Consider the following 18399-nt stretch of genomic DNA (forward strand, 5'->3'; position numbering starts at 1 on the left):
ATCGGTTGGTTAGGTTGGTCAATCGGGTTTAGGGACCTCGACTTAATTTACATTCAGGGTAGACATACCGCCATCTATACCCAGTACCTGACCGGTAACCCAGCTGCTGTCATCGCTTAATAAAAAGCTGGCTACCCTAGCGATATCATCGGCTGTACCCACGCGTTTTAAAGGATGGCGTTCATCCATCTTCTCGCGTTTTTTATCGTTGCCCAAAAGTTTTTCGGCTAATGGTGTATCGGTAAGGGATGGTGCAATAACATTTACGCGAAAAGCCGGTGCGTACTCTGCCGCAAGAGCTTTTGCAAAGCCCTCAATAGCACCTTTTGAAGCTGCCACACTGGTATGAAAAGGCATACCTATTTTTACAGCCACCGTGCTGAAAAATACCAGACTGGCCTGTTCTGATTTTTTAAGACGATCTGTGACCGTTTTTAGGGATTTAACCAGACCAAAGAAATTAAGCTGCATATCTTCTGCAAAGGTTTCTTCGCTCAGCATTTTAAAAGGCTTAAGATTTATGGTGCCCGGGCAGTAGACAAAGCCATCCAGAGTTTCCGGTAGTGCTGCTGTGTCCAGGCTTCCGCTGTTAACATCATATTCGATGTGTGTAACATCTGCATCGCCCAGTTCATCGCTGGTTCGTGAAGCCACAAAAAGATTGTGGTCATTTTGCAGGTGTTCAACGATAGCACGGCCAATTCCGTGCGAACCGCCAATAAGTAAAATATTCTTTTTCATAGGATTTAGTTTAAAATGTCGTGCCGGGTTATTCCGTCTTCAGTATTGATTTTTTCAGAATAGGTGCCAAAAAGTTCTGTCAATTTTTTCTTTCGGTGTTCAAATATTTCCTGAAGCTTGGGTTTTACCAGAAAAGGATGCGCCCATTGACCCAGAATACCCATAGGTAATTTATAATCTACAATATCTTCCATCTCCACACCACCCGGAATTTCTTTGATAAAATGCTTATGGTGCCAAAGCGCATAAGGCCCAAAGCGCTGCTCGTCTACAAAAAATTCTAAATGCTGTACATGGGTAATCTCTGTCACCCATTTGGTTTTAATACCGGCTATAGGCGTAACGATGTATTGTATGAGTTGTCCCGCATACATAGGCCGGTCAGCACCCGACTGGATCTCAAAACCCATATAGTCTGGCGTGATGGTTTTTAAATTAGCGGGATTTGATAAAAAATCCCAGGCCTCTTTAAGAGTTATGGGAAGTTTTTGTTTTTCGTGAAGTGTATAAATTTTCATAAAGCTGAAATCTAAATAGAGAAACCCGCTGATTTAAGCAAGTTGTGTAAAGATAATGGGTGTTTTGTTTAACCTAAAGACTTTGAAGTTAAACAAAATCTAAAGTTACGTTTGTTAGCCGGTTTGTTTTTTAAATTCAAGAAACTTTTTAATATTTTGGTAATTAGTTATTTAGGTTAATATTTTGAATTCAGTAATTAATAAAATGTTAACGAAAACTGAATATTTATTGACTTATCTTGACTGCGAAATCATTTTAAAACAAAACTCTGATTTTCAAATAATTAATTAAAAACACAAATTGAAAATGAAACGAATTCTTTTAGCATGCTTTATCGCCCTCGGCTTCTCGACTCAGGCGCAGATACAAACTCCTGCTGCCAGTGCGCACGCATCACTAGAGCAGACTGTAGGTTTAACCACTGTAAAAGTAGATTACTCAAGACCCAATATGAGAGGTCGTGAGATCTTTGGCAGCATGATTCCTTACGGATCAATCTGGCGTACGGGTGCAAATGCCACCACCAAGTTTATGATCGACAAGCCGGTAATGATTTCCGGAAAGGAATTAAAGCCAGGAACTTACAGCCTGTACACCGTTCCCGGTGAAGATATGTGGGAAGTGGTTTTTTATACAGACGATTCTAACCCATTAATCAACACTTTTGAGGATGATAAAGTAGCCTTACGCACTATGGTTGAGCCTATGGAAATGCCTATGAATATGGAAACCTTTACCATTGTTATTGATGATGTAATGGCAGATAGCGCAGTACTTAGTCTGCTTTGGGCAAATACGGTGGTACCTATTAAATTTAATGTGATGACCGATGCTGAGGTGATGAAAAACATCGATCGTGCACTTGCAGGACCAAGCGCCGGTGACTATTACAACGCGGCTGTTTATTACTTAAACTCAGGAAAGGATATCGAGAAAGCCAAGACGTGGATGAATAAGGCAATGGATATGACCGAAAAACCGGGCTTCTGGCAATACCGTCAGCAATCCTTGATCCTTGCTAAGGCAGGAGATAAGAAAGCTGCGATTGAGGCTGCCAAGAAATCACTGGAAGGTGCTAAAACTGCCGGAAACGCAGACTACATTAAAATGAATACCGACTCCTTAAAAGAATGGGGAGCGATGTAATCGCAGTTCCTAAAAAGATAAAACCGCCGTTCGCTTCGTGATCCGGCGGTTTTTTTATGCTTCAAAATTAGGAGTTAAGCTTTTAGGTCGTATTCAAGGCCTATCTGCTGCCGTACCGTATCTAGCGTATGTATGAGTGTCCGGCTGAAATCATAGGTCATGATAGGGCTTTCTTTTTTATCTGCTCTGAGCAGGTCGGCAAAATGCATAATCTCAAAGTGGTAACCTTTTGCCTTATAGCCAAAATCGTGATCTACTTTAACACCATCAAGCACGGTGGTGACTTTATCTTTCATATGAAATTGTCCCTGCATAATGATCATCCCATTTTCACAAACAAAGGTTGCGAGCGACGGGGTTTTAATTTTAATGCTCGAAGCTAAATGCGCTTTAGTGCCGGAGGCGTAGGTAAAGGTCATTTCGGTTTCTTCATCAACCCCTGTTTTTCCTATTTTGGCTTTCGCTGAAATAGTCTCGGGTTTACCCAGCATAGCTAAAGCCAGAAAGGCAGGATAAATACCAATGTCAAGCAACGAACCGCCACCCAGGTCTTTATTGTACAATCTGCCTTCGGGATTGAAGGGGGCATCAAAGCAAAAATCTGCAGTAAGTGTTTTGACCGCGCCGTATTTTCCGGAGGCCAATTCGTCCTGTACAAATTTGAAATGCGGCATAAAGCGCGTCCAGAGCGCTTCCATCAACAAGACCTTGTGCTGTTTTGCGGTGGCGATCATTTCCTCAACCTGACCCAGGTTCATAGCAAAAGGCTTTTCGCATAAAACCCCTTTCCCGTGCTTCAGGCAGAGTAAGGTGTCTTCATGATGCCTTACGTGCGGAGTTGCAATGTAAATGGCATCAACATTGGGGTCCTGAGCCAGCTTTTCGTAGCTGTCGTAGCAATGTACAGCCTTGTATTTGGCACCAAATTCATCCGCTTTTTCCTGCGAGCGCGAGGCTACGGCATAAACTTCAGATCCTTCTACAATTTGCATATCTGTAGCAAAACTGTTTGCAATTTTTCCAAGCCCCAGAATTCCCCAGCGTATCGTTTTCATGAATAGGTAAATAAGATTAGTTTGTTAGTTGTTTTTCTTCGGTACCCATAGAGCCTTGCAGAATCAATCCCAGTAAAATAACCAGGCCACAACCTACAAAATTGAGCCATAAATACGGCAGTCTGATCACCTCATAATAGTCAAGACAGAAGAGTAAAATGACCGCGGCCTGTGTAATCAGGGCAGAGATGAAGACTGCTTTGGCTTTTATTTTTTTGATGAAAAAAGCACTCATAAATATCCCCAGAATCGTTCCGTAAAAAATGGAACCAATGATGTTTACCAGCTGTATGAGGTTGTCAAAAAGATTTGCGGTACAGGCGATTAAAATAGCGAGAATTCCCCAGCTTAGCGTAAACCATTTGGTTGCTCCCACAAAGTGGGCTTCGTCTTTCTCCTCGTCCAGATTGCGCCGGTAGAAGTCTACCGTTGTTGTCGCAGCAAGTGCATTTAGCTCTGATGCGGTAGATGACATCGCTGCCGAAAGAATCACTGCGAGTAAAAGTCCTATGAGACCACGCGGTAAATTATTTAATATGAAGTGAATGAATACGTAGTCCTTATCATTAGTCTCCACGTTTTTATCAGCCTGGCTTATAACCATTCGGGCTTTCTCCCGTATGGCATTTTCCTTTTTATTAATATCCTGTAAAGCTTCTGAAACCGAAACTTCACTGCCATCGGGCTGTATAATGTTGACATCCGGAGCGGAAACCACTTTATGACTCAGTTCAGACTTGTCAGAGCGCAGTTCGTTAAGTTCGTTTTGAAGCAGGTTGTATTCTTTTTCGAAAGGTGTACCCTGTATGGCTTGCGTCGCGGCGGGATTAAAGTTGAGCGGGGTAGGATTGAATTGATAAAATACAAAAACCATGACGCCGACAAGCAGGATAAAGAATTGCATGGGTACTTTGAGGATGCCGTTGAAGATCAGACCCAATTGCATTTCGCGCATAGACTTACCGCTTAGGTAGCGCTGCACCTGACTTTGATCGGTTCCAAAATAGGACAGCATTAAAAAGGTTCCGCCCAGAATACCGCTCCAGACAGTATAGCGGTTATCAAAGTCAAACGAAAAGTCGAGAATATTCATCTTATCACTTGCGCCGGCGATTTCTAATGCATTGGCAAAATTGATGTCTTGCGGCAGGTAGCTGATGATGAGAAAAAAGGCGACAAACATTCCTAAAAAGATGACCGCCATTTGTTGCTTTTGCGTAACGGTAACCGCTTTGGTTCCTCCTGAAATGGTATAGATTACCACCAGCGAACCAATAATGATGTTAAGGGTATTGAGATCCCAGCCCAGAACGGCTGATAGAATTATAGAAGGTGCAAAAATGGTAATCCCCGCTGCCAGGCCACGGGAAAGTAAAAACAAGCCCGAAGCCAGAGACCGCGTGCGCTGGTCAAAGCGGTTCTCGAGATATTCATAAGCGGTGTAGACATTCAGGCGGTGGTAAATGGGAATAAAGAACAGGCAGATGATGACCATTGCGATGGGAAGCCCAAAATAGAATTGAACAAAGCCCATTCCGTCATTAAAAGCCTGCCCCGGTGTACTTAAAAAAGTAATGGCACTGGCCTGTGTTGCCATTACCGACAGACCTACCGTCCACCATTTCGATTCATTACCTCCGCGTATATAATCCTGAACGTTTTTACGCCCCCGGGTTTTATACACCCCGTAGATGACGATAAAAGCGAGTGTAGCAACAAGAACAATCCAGTCTATATCTTGCATATCAGGAGGCGTAAGTATTCATAAGTATTAAAAATACAATGATATACACGACATTCAGTACGAGTACGAGCGTGTAAAAATTAGACCAGCCTTCTCGCTTTGGTTCTATCATTGTTTGATTTTTTGATCGTTCTTTCCTATCGAAAGCATATTGGCAAAAAGCCGGTAGGCTCCCGAAACCCCGGCAGGTAATTCTCTGAAAAAGCTGAGGCCGGTATAAATATAATGACCTTCTCCGTATTTAGCTATCAGTAAACTGCCTTCGCTCGGTTTTTCGCCCTCATCGCCAATGGAAATCACAGGCTCATAAGAGGAGTCGTATTTATCCGGAAAATACAGACCGCGCTCCTGTACCCAGCCATCAAAATCATTTTGGGTTATTTTATTGGGATAGTTTAAAATTTCGGCGTCGGGATCAAGAACCCTCACTTTTGCCGTCTCATCGGTAACCCGGTCGCTGCTCAACTGAAGCGGGTAGGGTCCCAGATTGGGGAAATTAAAACCCCGGGCGGTGTTGTACTGCACCACCATAGTCCCGCCATTTTTCACATAATCGAGCAGGATGGGTTGTTTATACTGAAGTTCTTCAACAACGTTATACGCCCGTACGCCCATTACCACAGCATCAAATTCCGCAAGATTTTCTGGAGTGATTTGATCTGGATCTACCGTCACAACCGTATATCCTATTTGCTGTAAACTTTCAGGAATCACGTCTCCGGCGCCTGCGATATAGCCAATGTAATTTCCTTTTTTAGCGATGTCAAGCCGTACCAGTTTATTGGTGGAGGGCAGTACCAAAGTTTGCAACGGGATGTGATCGTAATCAATGGTAACCGTTTTGGTCGTGATGGTTTTTCCATTGATCTGCAGTTGGGGTTTGAGTTCGCCCTCGCTCGCGTTTGCGGGCGGCGTAACTGTAAAATCAACTCCTTTGGTTTCCCCTTTCTGAGCAATGCTAATTTGCTGAGGTGTGCTTACCTGCCAGCCCTGTGGTACCTGAAGCATAACCTGAGCCTTAAGATTGGAAGTATAGGCCGTGACTTCAGCGGTAATGGTTTTGGGTTGCGCATTCGCGAAAATAATAACGGGATCTTTTACGGCTACTGAAGCTTCCGGAACAATCTCGAAAGGCTCATAAACTTCTCCATCTACACGGTCGTTGTATTTGTACACCAAATCAGTAGCTATCGGGATGAGCTGATTTCCCATTTGTAGATTAAAAATCACTCTAAATTCCCGTGGTGTTTCGGGCAGACCAATGAGTTTTTGATTGGTAACCTTATACATGCCTACCGAACCTTCGTCTTTCAGCCAATACGCCGTGGTAAGATCGGCAGCGCCGGTATTGATGTTTATCTGTTTTTCAAAGTCGCTGTTGAATGCCAGGTTTTCAGCCACTTCAATCTTTTCGCCGCCAGGCAATACCACACTTTGCAAACGTATAGGGAATTCACTCCGGTTGATGGCTTCCAGCTTGAGGCTTATGTTTTCATTTGCCACTGCGGTCTGTTGGCCTGTCGCGGCCTCAACATACAGACCTGCACAGGCTTTGATGAGCTGGGTGAGTTGTTTGGTTTTGAGTTCGCGCCAGTGTGCATCTTCCAGTTTTTGAATAAGTGGATAGGCCTCAAGCAGACCCGGCAAACTCGCCGCGGGATTCTTAAAATCATAGTTTGCTTCAACCTCATTTAGAATTTTGCCGATTGCCGCACCATCTTTTACACGATTCCACGAGGTGTCAATACCTTCGAAAAGGTTTCCGTTTGAAGGCAGGTCTCCTTTAAGCAGTTCGAGGTATTCTATTTGCTCGCCACGAGAACCGGTATTTCCAAACCCCTGGGATTTATGCTGACTGCGGCTGAGGGCCGAAATTTCGGTATTGCTGAGTCCGTAAGTGGGGTAGTAGCTGCCTACATCAACCGAAACCAGATTGTCTTTGTTGGCTTCTTCAAAGGCTTCACGGCTGCCGTAAAACCACCACGAAGTGTTGAAAAATAAGCGTTTAGGTTGCCAGGTTTCGGTATATTTCAACTGATCAGGAAAAACCGAAGCATCACCTACCAAATCAAAAGCCTGAACACCCAGCATTGCCGAGAGCGTATGATGCCCGTGGGTGCTTCCGGGGGAGCGATGGTCAAAACGATTGATGATCACATCGGGTTTGAAGTTGCGAATCGCCCAAACCACGTCGCGTAATACTTCATCTTTTTCCCAAAACTCCAGCGTTTCTTTGGGGTTTTTAGAATAGCCAAAATCATTTGCGCGGGTAAAACGCTGTTCCCCGCCATCGGTGCGGCGTGCCGCCAGCAATTCCTGCGTACGGATGACGCCCAGAATTTCTCTGATTTCAGGCCCAATTAAGTTTTGACCTCCATCGCCCCGTGTAAGTGCCAGATAGCCGGTGCGTGCGTGAACGTCGTTGACCAGATACGAAATAAGCGCAGTGTTCTCATCATCGGGATGTGCCGCAAGGTATAAGGCGGTGCCTAAAAAATTGAGCTGCTGCAGCTGCTCGTAGATTTCTGAAGACGATGGCTTTTTGGGTTTTTGAGCGTGTACCGGTAACAAAACACAACAGAGCAGAACGATTAAAAAGCGCATGATATGAACGGGTTAAAGGATTTTTGAGATGCTCTCAAAGATAGGTAAAACGCTATCTAAGCCTGTTCTATTAAAGCTTCTTTAACAATTCTAAAGTCCCAAACTATCACGCAGGTTAGTGAATTTTTCAGCGTTCTGTTTCCAATACGGCGTTTTGAGCGATTTGATGCGTGTGGCGGTAGCGGTCATCTCCTGATTTCCACTGGGAAAACGCTCGGTCCAGCCGTTGATGGCGTAGGGGAAAGTCTTCTCAAAATTGATGGTGAGCGTGCGGCTGAGCTCGGGGTATTCTATGCTGTAGCTGCCGTTTGACAAGGTGCAAACCGCTTTGTAAGGTCTGAGCTCCAGATGATGCAGGCGCAGGTATTCTATAGAGGGAATGATCTTTTTTGTTCCCTGAGGCAACTCATTGGGGTCAACCCGCAGAAGCGCCCAGATTTCATCTTCAACCGTACCACGAGGTAAGGTAAATTTTTGATCGGCTTCTCCTTCAAAATAGCTGTGTGATTCTACGTAATATTCCCCGCGATTATTCAGTTGGGTGTACATTTGCCCGCACCATTCCTGAGTGCTGTTGGTCACTTTTATGGCGTGATTTTTTGTTGCCAAAGGTAAAAACGCGCTGCTCATAATGGAGTAGGGGTAGATGCCGGTCACGTAATTTTTGGTGGTATTGAGTTTTAAAACGGGCAGATTTTCCGGGTTTTGCGCATTGGCCTTTACCTGAACCTTCGGCAGAAAATCTTCGGTAACAAAAATTAAAACGGCATTGCCACTGCGTAATTCGCCATAGCGGGGTTGTTGCAGTTGATAGGAGGTGATTTCGGCTTCGCCGGAATACCAATAGTCTTTAAACTCCTGAGAAAGCTGGCGGTCTTCAGCGCGGGCGACCGACTCAAAGTTTTCCTGATTTTTACAGGAAAGTACCAGTAGAGATATCAGGAACAGGGATAACGAACTGAAGGAAAACAGCTTTTTTTGCATGGCGTAATTTTTATCTAAATTACTAAAAGTCTTTAGACTACCGCCTTATTTAGCAAATCATAAAGCAGGTGGGTGGGTAAGCCCATAACCGTGTTATACGAACCCTCTAATCTCTGAAGGGCCACATGGCCAATCCACTCCTGAATACCGTAGGCACCGGCTTTGTCAAAAGGTTTGTAGGTGTGGATGTAATGCGAAATTTCTGCTTCTGTAAATGCTCTAAAATGAACCGTAGCCATATCGTGACCCACGACTTGTTGAGCTGAGGTCGTCACACAAACGGAAGAAATCACGTCATGCGAACTACCGCTTAACAGTTGAAGCATCTGCCTGGCTTCTGCAGCATCTTTGGGTTTGCCCAGAGCCTCCGTATCCTTAAAAACAAGCGTATCTCCGGTAATCAGAATTTCGTCAGCCTGCAAATCTGCTTCAAAAGCCGCGGCTTTCTTTTGGGCAATATATTCCGCGATTTCCCCGGGTTGCATACCGGGAGGGAAGGATTCATCAACCGGCTTAAGACGGACTTCAAAATTCACTTCCAGCGCAGCAAGCAATTCCTGCCGGCGTGGCGATTGTGAAGCGAGGATAAGTTTTTTCGATTTTAAAAGGTTTTGGAGCATGTTCAAAATTTTAAAGTCAACGTCAATACACCCAAACTTAAAATGCCCAGAAACATGATCAGCTTTAACACTGAAGAAAGGTGTGTATAATGAGCCTGTTTATCGGCATAGCGGGCTTTGATACAAAAATAAACCAGGGGAACAACCACTGCAGCAACCAGGTAGATCGAAGTCCATACGTTTGTTTGCAGCCATACGTAGATATATCCCAGAATGGTGAAAATATACACCACAGCGATATAAGCCGAAAGCTTCGAAGTGCGTTCCAAGCCCAGCGCGATAGGCAGCGATTGTATACCTACGGCATAATCCCCTTTGGCATCCTCGATATCTTTGATGATTTCCCGTAAAAAATTAAGCATCAGCGCAAAAAGCGCATAGTCTCTGAGTACAGAAACAGGTGTTACGAGTTCTTCCCGATACCGGTTGAGCAGCGGAAGCATATCGTAAATGATCAGGATAAAAATAGAAGCTGCTACTGCGATGCTTACGACGAGGTTTCCCACCAAAATGACCCGTTTTAAAAAGTTGGCATACACATAAAGCAATGCCGAAATGAGAACAAAAACGGTAGCAAAATTGGTCAAACCCATCTGATAACTCAGCAAAAAGCCAAGTCCCACACCGCTAACATTAAAAACGAGGTAGAGGTTAAAAGCTGCAGATTCTGAAAAGGGTTTTGGGATATAGGTTTTAGCGGGTTTGTTGATGCGGTCACTTTCGACATCATTGATGTCGTTGATGATGTAACCGGCTGCTGCAATGCACAGTGTGGCAACAACTAGAAGCAAAAACTGAAGGTCTGTAAGTGCAACAGGAATATCAAGTGCTTTTAAAAAGCCGTAATGCACCAGCACCTGCGTGAGCAGGATCATCAACAGATTATTAAAGCGTATTAAATGTAATAATGCCAAAGGAAGGAATTAGTAAAAATCCAAATATAGCAATTTAGGGTAGGTGATCGTGGGTTGGTATTGATAATAGTACAAAAAGAAAAAGCCACCTTAAAGATTTAAGATGGCTTTCCCTGATTGATTTTTGATTGATGAATTTTTGTTATTGTTTGCTTACGTCTCCACCGGAACTTTCAGAAACCGCAACTTTTTCAGGTTCGCCCCAGTAGTTGATATCACCACCGCTTGAAGCCTGACTTTCGAGCTCTTTGGTTACATACACCTTAATAGTACCAGCGCTTGAAGCCTGGGCATTGCACACCTGTGCTTTTAGATCCTTGGCATTAATGGTTCCGGCCGAACTGGCTTCAAACTTAAGGCTTTGAGCCTCACCGTTCAGATTCAGGGTTCCCGCGCTGCTTGCCTCGGCATTGATCTCGCGTATTTCAACCGGTATCTTAATGGTACCTGCACTCGAGACGTCCAGATCAATATGACTTCCGGTCAGCGTACTTTCAGAAATAATGGTTGAGGCACTGCTAGCTTTAAGGCTTTCAAGAGCATCAACATACGTAACGAAAACCTTTCGTGAAGTCGCACTGCCTATGTTTGAATTATCTGTAGACTCGATACGCAAGGTGTTTCCTTCATAATGTACATCCAGATATTCGAAGAGGTTCTCATCAAGTTCTGCGCTAACTGAAGGAGAAGTGCCTTTCTGAAGCACAACATCCCAGCCGTTGCTGCTGTGCACTTTAGTAAATGCCTGGGTCATGTTGAGGTCTTTGGTCTTTACATTACCGGTACCTTCAATTTGCCCCATTTCAAGACTGAAATTACAGGAGGTCATAAATACCGCGGTAAGTGCAGTGACGATAATTTTGATTAGTGTTGTCATTTTTGATTGGTTTTTTGGTTGATGATTTCAGTTTAGTTTTTTAGTCTAAAGAATCCCGTTTTGTTACAGTTTCTTTAACCTTAACTGCATCACGATCAGGAGCTATCTGTTCTTTATACTCAGCCGGATTATTGGTTACCGTAGAATCCTCAACAGTTTCAGAATACTCCCATTCATTAGAATCTTCTTCCAATTCCTCAGGTGGACAATCGGTACAGATAAGCTTAGAATCCTGCATAATCGAATAATAGCCTATGAATTTGCGATCGAGTAAATCGGAATACCAGTTTCTGTGGTAGCTCGCGATGTTTTCGTCTGTAAACACGGTCATTCCTTCAGGGATCGCAAGAATAAGATCTATCTGCTGATCACGATATTTGTTTTTTAATTCGGTGATAAAAAAGTTATCCAGTAACACGGTGTTTCCTACAGTCTCAAAGTTGTAAATGATATTCTCTGCACGTGCCTGTGCTTCGTCATAAGAACTTCCCTGGGCCAGTTTTTTGATAATTAGCTTGGCTTCCGGAGAGTCACTTTTCTGAATACTTAAATCGACATCTCTGTTGTAGATCACCTTGTTTCCATCAGCATCAACGCGAATTTTCCAGCTTCGATTGTGGTACTTGTCTGCCCCGTATTTATTTTGGGTTTTCATCCTGACGGTAAGCGTATCGTTGGGTTGAATTTGTAAAACTTCAGTAGTGACAGATTCTCCTTCTACAGCTGTGGCAATTCCCTGACGCACTCCCAAGACTGCGATGGTAATTACGGTCACCAGCCAAACACCAAGCAGGCTTAATTTCGCCGTAAGGCTTAATCTTTTGAGCGTATTGACCAGGATACGCAAGCCCAGGTAGAACAGCATGAAAAAGGGTATACCCACTGCGATAAAAGCCAGAATGACCAGAAGCCATAAAGGTGCTCCTGAAGTATTGGCCATATCTACATAATCTGCTACACTGCCCCCAAAGAAATCTAAACTTCCTGCGGAAAATAAGGCTACAAAGAGTGCAATTAACGTGCTGCCACCTATTAGTATGAGTAAAATGCCAACAAACTTGACAATGACTTTAAGGATAAACCGAATTATCCTGCCCAGCGCATCGGCAATAGAACCTGCACCTTCGCGTGCTTTATTCCCATACTTAACATAGTCAACATTTTTTACCGATTCGGCAACTGTGTCAAAACCTTCCTTGACCTTACGCTGAATATTGTCTATGTTGACGGGCTTTCCCCGCATTTCCAGTATTTCTGAGGTGGTTTTCGCTTCCGGAACAAAAATCCAGAATGCGATATAAATCAGTATAAACCCACCCCAGGAAAATATGGTAAGCAGGATTAGTGCGATGCGCAACCAGACGGCATCAATCTGAAAGTAATGCCCCAGACCTGCACAGACACCTCCTATATAGGATTTTTCGGTATCCCTATAGAGTTTTTTACCAGATTCCTGAGTATACCTTTGTTTTTTAGCCGGTTCGTCTTCAAACAATTCTTCGTCCAGACGGTAATCTTCCGGCTGCCCCATGATGTTGATGATTTCGTCTACATCGGAGAGACCTATAACCTGACGTTCGGTTTTGATACGCTCGGTAAAAAGTTCGGCAATTCGGGCTTCAATATCCTGTATGATCTCATCGCGGCCCTGTGCATCGGTAAACGAGCGTTTTATAGCTTCGAGATAGCGTTGCAACTTGGCGTAAGCATTTTCATCAATGTGAAAAAAGAGCCCTGCTAGATTTATATTAATTGTCTTATTCATTTTTTTTGGCTTTTTGATTGGTTACCAGGGTTACGGCCTTTTGAAGGTCGTCCCAGGTTGATGATAGTTCATTTAAGAAGAGCTTGCCGGTGTCGGTTAGTCCGTAATATTTACGGGGTGGTCCGCTGGTTGATTCTTCCCAGCGGTAATTGAGCAGGCCGGCATTCTTGAGGCGGGTTAGAAGCGGGTAAATAGTACCCTCAACTACCAGTAGCTTGGCATCTTTAAGCGTGTCTAGTATTTCGGCTACGTAGGCATCTTCATCTTTTAAGATAGAAAGAATGCAGTACTCCAAAACACCTTTACGCATTTGCGCCTTTGTGTTTTCAATCTTCATAGATTTTCATTGTTAAGCGATTAATAACTGTTCGTTTTGTTCCGCAGATCGGAAATTGATTGATGATGGTTGCTTAAACTTCAGATGATGAGGCTGAAGCGGTTTCCTGTTCAGAAGCCCCAAGCGGTTTTAAAAAATTGATACTAAGCGGGTATTTGTATTCTTCTCCATTACTGGCGCTAACTGCAGCCGAAATAACCGAGAATAGCGTGATGACAAATAAAGCGAGCAGGAGCAGGGCAAATACCAGTGCGGTAATGATGAGTCCGCTGGCCTGTCCCGGGAAAACCATGTTTTCAAAAGTCTCCTCACTGATATAGCCTTGCTCCCCGGCCGCTATAAGACCCTGCCAAACCAGAAAGGGAATGGCTATAAGTACTAAGCCGATAGCGTAGAGAAAAGTGCTCATCTGAAAATTCAGTGCGCGTCTTCCGTGATTGTCTACAAATAGCGAATCCCTTTTTAAAGCTGCCCAGATTATTAGCGGCGCGATGAAATTTCCTAAAGGAAAAAGGAACTGACTAAACACCGAAAGGTGTATAAAAGTAGCGGTGTTTTTTTGACTTGTGGTAATACTAGTTTCCATTGCTTATTAATTTCTTATGCAAATATATATCCAAAAGAAGGTATTATGCAATACAAAGTACTTAAAATTAACTTTTACTTAACATATTAAAAAGCTGTGGAATGTCATTTCAGAAGTCTATTTTTGGAATCTAAAACCACTAGTTATGGCTGTTACTCCAGGGAAATTCAATACTTTTTTAATGTTTAAGTTGCCGTCTGCCTGGCTTTGTGGCGTGCGGGTGCGTGCAATTTCTGCGACAAGCTGTACCACCACCGTCACGCACCGATGGATTAACCAAAACCCTTTTAATACTATGTTTTGGGCAGTGCAGGGTATGGCTGCAGAATTAAGCACCGGGACTATGATTATTGATCAGATACGCAACAGCGGTCATAAAATTTCGATGCTGGTCGCCAAAAACAAGGCTTCGTTTACCAAGAAAGCAACCGGTAAAATCACCTTTGTTTGTAAAGACGGGGATAAGATCGAAAAAGCTATTCGTGCCACGCTAGAAACCGGAGAAGGCCAAACCTTCTGGATGCAAAGCGTGGGCACAAACAAAGATGGGGTAGTGGTAAGCACCTTTGATTTTGAGTGGACCGTACGGGTTAAGAATTAAGAATTCAGAGTTTAAAGCTCAAAATTCAATATTAGTTTGGGAATTTTGATCCTGAATTTTTCATCCATCTGATTGTGTCTCCCTTTCTTTTTTTCTGGATTTTTCCGATTGTATTGAAAAAGCTATTGTAACAAAATCAAATTTCGCGCTACCTATTTGGTAAATCAATCCAATCAAAAACGAATATACTATGGAAGCACACGAAATAGACTACCAGATTTTTGGTGAAGAAATGCAATATGTAGAGATCGAACTCGATCCTCAGGAAGGCGTTATTGCCGAAGCCGGAACTTTTATGATGATGGAAGACGGGATTAAAATGGAAACCATATTTGGCGACGGTTCTAAAAACGATACCGGCTTATTAAATAAGATCTTCGGTGCCGGAAAGCGATTACTTACAGGTGAAAGCATGTTTATGACGGTCTATTACAATACCGTAATGGGCAAAAAGCGCGTAAGCTTTGCCTCTCCCTATCCCGGTAAAATTATTCCCATTGACCTTTCTAAAAATGGAGGTCGTTTTATTTGTCAAAAGGATGCTTTTCTCTGCGCAGCTAGAGGTGTATCAATCGGAATCGAGTTTTCCAGAAAACTGGGCCGCGGACTTTTTGGCGGTGAAGGTTTTATCATGCAACGGCTTGATGGCGACGGGATGGCCTTTGTGCATGCCGGCGGTACAACCTTTAAAAAAGAATTGCATCCCGGCGAAAAGCTTAAAGTAGATACCGGCTGTATTATAGGTTTTGACCATACGGTCAATTATGATATTGAGTTTGTAGGCGGTATTAAAAATACACTCTTCGGTGGTGAGGGAGTTTTCTTTGCAACCCTTACCGGTCCCGGAACGGTTTACGTGCAATCTCTTCCGTTTAGTCGTCTGGCTAAACGCGTTTGGGCAGCAGCACCGCAGGGAGGTGGTAAAGATAAAGGGGAAGGCAGTATCCTGGGGGGACTTGGCGATTTGCTCGATGGCGATAACCGCTTTTGATCAAATTATACGGAATTAAGTTTTGGGATTATAGGTATTTCCAGAACGGATTTCGAAGCTATTTTTCTAGTTTTTCGTCTTAACTTTTAACAGCGCTCTGAAACTTAACTGTTTAGTTGAAGTCGAATCTTTAAAGTTTACAACTAATCCGATTTAGTTAATAGGATTTTAAACCGTTAACAATTATTTAAGGTTTAAAGTGTTATTTTTAAGAGGAATTAAGATATCCTATAGCCTATTAGACCCAAAACTACTTAAACAATACTTTAACCAAAAACTATTCAAAGATGGCAAGAGCAATGTTTGAGTACACCAAAACTGTCTTAAAAAAAGTGAGTTTTGATAGTGTGCTTTTTTGCAAAGAATTACAAAAGGCTGCAAAACGTTTACTTCCTTATGAAATTGAGGAACTACGGGTTTGGATTCAGGACCTTACCAAAGCAAATCCTGAATTAAATCAATGTATCATTTATCTTAACTAAAAAAAATAAAAAGGCTTCTCGATCGAGAAGCCTTTTTTAATTTTTGGTAGGTTTACCCTGTGGCAACGGACTGATGATTTGCACATTTTGAAAGGTAATGGCTCCTTTGACCACCCCCGCGATGGTATTGCGCAGGGCTTCAATAATCTGCATTTTAAGTTCGCTTTTATGATACAGCAGGCTCACTTCCCGGGCAGGTGCGGGATCCTTAAAATGGTGCAGGTACTTTTGCTCCTCACTTTTTATTTCCAGCGTGTGCAGGTAAGGTAATAAGGTCATGCCTAGACCTTCGTTCGCAAGTTTCACGAGGGTTTCAAAACTTCCGCTTTCCAGCGAAAAGGTTTCCTCCTCATAATTTCTATTGGCCTTGCATAGATTAATAACCCCGTCTCTAAAGCAATGTCCATCCTCCAGAAGCAGCATATGATCCAGGTTCAGGCTGGCAACATCGATCTTTTCGTTTACCTGAAGATTTTGATTTTCGGGTATGTAGGCTACAAAAGGTTCGTAGTACAGCGGGCGTTCTTTGATGTTTTCTAAGTGTAGAGGCGTCGCGGCAATCGCAGCATCCAGATGTCCTTCTTCCAGTCGCTCAATAATGGTTTCGGTTGGCAACTCTTCAATCTTAAGCTTTACTTTGGGATACTTCTTGATGAAATTTCGCAAAAACATGGGGAGCAGGGTGGGCATCACGGTGGGGATGACACCCAGTTTAAACTCTCCGCCTATATAACCCTTTTGCTGATCAACAATATCGCTGATACGGTTTGCTTCATTAACGATATTTCGCGCCTGCTGAACAATCTTTCGCCCCACATCGGTGAGTTCTATAGGCTTTTTGCTTCGGTCAAAGATCAAAATATCCAGTTCGTCTTCCAGTTTTTGTATTTGCATACTTAAAGTAGGCTGGGTTACAAAAGTCTTTTCGGCGGCTTTGGTAAAATTTTGATTTTCGGCAACAGCTAAAACGTATTTCAGTTGTGTAATGGTCATACTTATATATTATACTTCAAAAATAGAGTGACCATTTGGTTTTTTAATGAAAAACAAAGGGAAATTAAACTCCCGGCTTTTTTTAAATTTCCCCATCAAGGTACTCAGCCTAAAACCGGATCTCAATTGAAACAGATTCGTTACCGATCTCAAATTTACTATCCTCCCAGCTTGGCGGGCCCATTGTCATACTATTATTTGAAGTGCCGTAGGATTCCTTAGGCATCCCATTTGCTTCAAAATCCATCTTATTGTTGGCGTTGGCATCGTGAAATGAAATGACCGCATAAATACCGGGTTCCAGATTTTCAAATACCACAGAAGCTTTTCCGTCTTTAATAAGGCTGCTTGCACTTTTTAAAGGGGGAGCTTTCATAAAGTTATCCTGGGTGTACAGGCCAAATTGGACGGTACCTTCATCAGTCGTGGCGTTTGTAACCTTTACCTCAAGTTTTACCGGTTCCTGAGAAAACGCATTAAGGCTCAAAGCAATTAAACAAATAGTAATAAGAGTCTTCATAATAATAGTGTTTAAGTTTATTTGAATGCTAAACTAACCGCATTAAATCTAACCGGAAACTTTATTGTGCTCAACTGTCATATATAAGGTGTGAGTTGTTGCTTTCTTAGCTTTTCGTGGGGCTTTGATTGCTTTGGGCAATCACCGCGCTGTCGCTACTCGCTTTTTTCACTTCCCTGCGGTCGTAAAAAAGAGCTCACACAGGCCGCTCCATCGCTAAGCCGTATTTTGGGCAGATGGGTTTTGAGAGCAAACAGTCTTATATAGTAAAGTTTTTTTATTTCTTTTAAATAACCCAATAACCCAATAACCCAATAACCCAATAACCCAATAACCCAATAACCCTCATTTCAGCTTTTCGATAAGAAAGAACTTTCTATTTAAAATAGGTAGAGGCTGCATTTCAACGTGTTTTCCCAGAAATTCGGGATGATTCGCGGTTTTTAAGTTTTTTGTTTCAGGAGTAATTAGGGGTAGAGTGCAGGGTTTTTAGAAAACTTTAAAAAAACTTTTGGGTGTAAGTGATTGGCATTTAGGCTTTGGTAAAAAATATTTCAAAAAGTGGGATAAAGCTGTTGCGGGGTTAGATAATCGTTCTATATTTGCGCCTCCAAAATCGGATATAAAAATCGGTTTTACGTTCATCTAAAGGCTTTAAAAAATAAACTTAAAAAAAAAGTTTGTTAGTAAGGGGAAAAGGGTAGTATCTTTGCCCTCCGCTTTTTCGGCAACGAAGGCGGTGAAGTTCTTAAAAAATGCGGTTCTAACGAGGTTTAAAATTTTAACATTTTAGTTCTTGTTTGGCAAAGAAAAAAGGTTGTATATTTGCAGCCGCTTTCGCAGAGAGCAACGCACGATGAAATAGAGTGATTTGGTGATTTAGAAATAGGGTTCGATTCCCTTACACTTAGCAAGAAAAT

18 protein-coding genes are annotated in these 18399 nt (G+C 42.8%); 4 read left to right on the plus strand and 14 right to left on the minus strand.

Annotation, left to right across the window (positions count from 1 at the left end; all coding sequences use genetic code 11):
• Positions 1 to 42 precede the first annotated feature (42 nt).
• Together LLW17_RS18040 and LLW17_RS18045 are read right to left on the minus strand one after the other, a co-directional pair.
• Positions 43 to 741, minus strand: coding sequence for an SDR family NAD(P)-dependent oxidoreductase (locus LLW17_RS18040; RefSeq protein WP_228231687.1), 699 nt, complete (start codon positions 739 to 741; stop codon positions 43 to 45).
• A 5-nt stretch (positions 742 to 746) separates the two neighbouring features.
• Positions 747 to 1259 carry an SRPBCC family protein gene (locus LLW17_RS18045; protein WP_228231688.1) on the minus strand — a complete coding sequence of 171 codons (513 nt, stop codon included), beginning with the start codon at positions 1257 to 1259 and terminating at the stop codon, positions 747 to 749.
• A 307-nt stretch (positions 1260 to 1566) separates the two neighbouring features.
• Here LLW17_RS18045 and LLW17_RS18050 point away from each other — a divergent pair, with 307 nt between their 5' ends.
• A complete protein-coding gene (locus LLW17_RS18050) occupies positions 1567 to 2406 on the plus strand; it encodes a DUF2911 domain-containing protein (protein WP_228231689.1) in 840 nt (279 codons plus the stop codon).
• A gap of 74 nt (positions 2407 to 2480) precedes the next feature.
• Here LLW17_RS18050 and LLW17_RS18055 read toward each other — a convergent pair whose 3' ends face one another.
• From LLW17_RS18055 to LLW17_RS18100, 10 genes are all read right to left on the minus strand, one after another.
• Positions 2481 to 3461, minus strand: coding sequence for a Gfo/Idh/MocA family protein (locus LLW17_RS18055; protein WP_228231690.1), 981 nt, complete (start codon positions 3459 to 3461; stop codon positions 2481 to 2483).
• A gap of 16 nt (positions 3462 to 3477) precedes the next feature.
• The gene (locus LLW17_RS18060; RefSeq protein WP_228231691.1) at positions 3478 to 5205 is read right to left on the minus strand and encodes a sodium:solute symporter family protein; all 1728 of its coding nucleotides are present in this window, start codon (positions 5203 to 5205) and stop codon (positions 3478 to 3480) included.
• A gap of 108 nt (positions 5206 to 5313) precedes the next feature.
• On the minus strand, positions 5314 to 7809 hold the full coding sequence (locus LLW17_RS18065) for a PIG-L family deacetylase (RefSeq protein ID WP_228231692.1): 2496 nt from the start codon (positions 7807 to 7809) through the stop codon (positions 5314 to 5316).
• A 90-nt stretch (positions 7810 to 7899) separates the two neighbouring features.
• Positions 7900 to 8793, minus strand: coding sequence for a septum formation inhibitor Maf (locus LLW17_RS18070; RefSeq protein ID WP_228231693.1), 894 nt, complete (start codon positions 8791 to 8793; stop codon positions 7900 to 7902).
• A gap of 32 nt (positions 8794 to 8825) precedes the next feature.
• Positions 8826 to 9413, minus strand: coding sequence for a Maf family nucleotide pyrophosphatase (locus LLW17_RS18075; RefSeq protein WP_228231694.1), 588 nt, complete (start codon positions 9411 to 9413; stop codon positions 8826 to 8828).
• A gap of 2 nt (positions 9414 to 9415) precedes the next feature.
• Entirely contained in the window at positions 9416 to 10327 is a 912-nt protein-coding gene (locus LLW17_RS18080) for a geranylgeranylglycerol-phosphate geranylgeranyltransferase (RefSeq protein ID WP_228231695.1), read from the minus strand.
• Positions 10328 to 10469: 142 nt separating this feature from the next.
• The gene (locus tag LLW17_RS18085) at positions 10470 to 11204 is read right to left on the minus strand and encodes a head GIN domain-containing protein (RefSeq protein ID WP_228231696.1); all 735 of its coding nucleotides are present in this window, start codon (positions 11202 to 11204) and stop codon (positions 10470 to 10472) included.
• Positions 11205 to 11244: 40 nt separating this feature from the next.
• Positions 11245 to 12969 carry a PspC domain-containing protein gene (locus tag LLW17_RS18090; protein ID WP_228231697.1) on the minus strand — a complete coding sequence of 575 codons (1725 nt, stop codon included), beginning with the start codon at positions 12967 to 12969 and terminating at the stop codon, positions 11245 to 11247.
• Complete coding sequence (locus LLW17_RS18095) at positions 12962 to 13306, minus strand: PadR family transcriptional regulator (RefSeq protein ID WP_228231698.1); 345 nt, start codon at positions 13304 to 13306, stop codon at positions 12962 to 12964. The genes LLW17_RS18090 and LLW17_RS18095 overlap by 8 nt, the downstream gene beginning before the upstream one ends.
• A gap of 73 nt (positions 13307 to 13379) precedes the next feature.
• Positions 13380 to 13892, minus strand: a complete 513-nt coding sequence (locus tag LLW17_RS18100) for a DUF4870 domain-containing protein (RefSeq protein WP_228231699.1) — start codon at positions 13890 to 13892, stop codon at positions 13380 to 13382.
• Positions 13893 to 14037: 145 nt separating this feature from the next.
• Here LLW17_RS18100 and LLW17_RS18105 point away from each other — a divergent pair, with 145 nt between their 5' ends.
• The 3 genes from LLW17_RS18105 (at position 14038) to LLW17_RS18115 (ending at position 15966) form a co-directional block, all read left to right on the plus strand.
• On the plus strand, positions 14038 to 14493 hold the full coding sequence (locus LLW17_RS18105) for a DUF4442 domain-containing protein (RefSeq protein ID WP_228231700.1): 456 nt from the start codon (positions 14038 to 14040) through the stop codon (positions 14491 to 14493).
• A 190-nt stretch (positions 14494 to 14683) separates the two neighbouring features.
• A complete protein-coding gene (locus tag LLW17_RS18110; protein WP_228231701.1) occupies positions 14684 to 15484 on the plus strand; it encodes a TIGR00266 family protein in 801 nt (266 codons plus the stop codon).
• A 287-nt stretch (positions 15485 to 15771) separates the two neighbouring features.
• Entirely contained in the window at positions 15772 to 15966 is a 195-nt protein-coding gene (locus LLW17_RS18115) for a hypothetical protein (RefSeq protein WP_228231702.1), read from the plus strand.
• Positions 15967 to 16002: 36 nt separating this feature from the next.
• On the opposite strand, the gene LLW17_RS18120 is transcribed toward LLW17_RS18115, so the two are convergent.
• Complete coding sequence (locus LLW17_RS18120) at positions 16003 to 16959, minus strand: hydrogen peroxide-inducible genes activator (RefSeq protein ID WP_228231703.1); 957 nt, start codon at positions 16957 to 16959, stop codon at positions 16003 to 16005.
• 109 nt (positions 16960 to 17068) lie between these two features.
• Positions 17069 to 17479, minus strand: coding sequence for a DUF2141 domain-containing protein (locus LLW17_RS18125; protein WP_228231704.1), 411 nt, complete (start codon positions 17477 to 17479; stop codon positions 17069 to 17071).
• Positions 17480 to 18399 lie beyond the last annotated feature (920 nt).

Source organism: Leeuwenhoekiella parthenopeia, from assembly GCF_020782115.1.
Lineage (GTDB): Bacteria > Bacteroidota > Bacteroidia > Flavobacteriales > Flavobacteriaceae > Leeuwenhoekiella > Leeuwenhoekiella parthenopeia.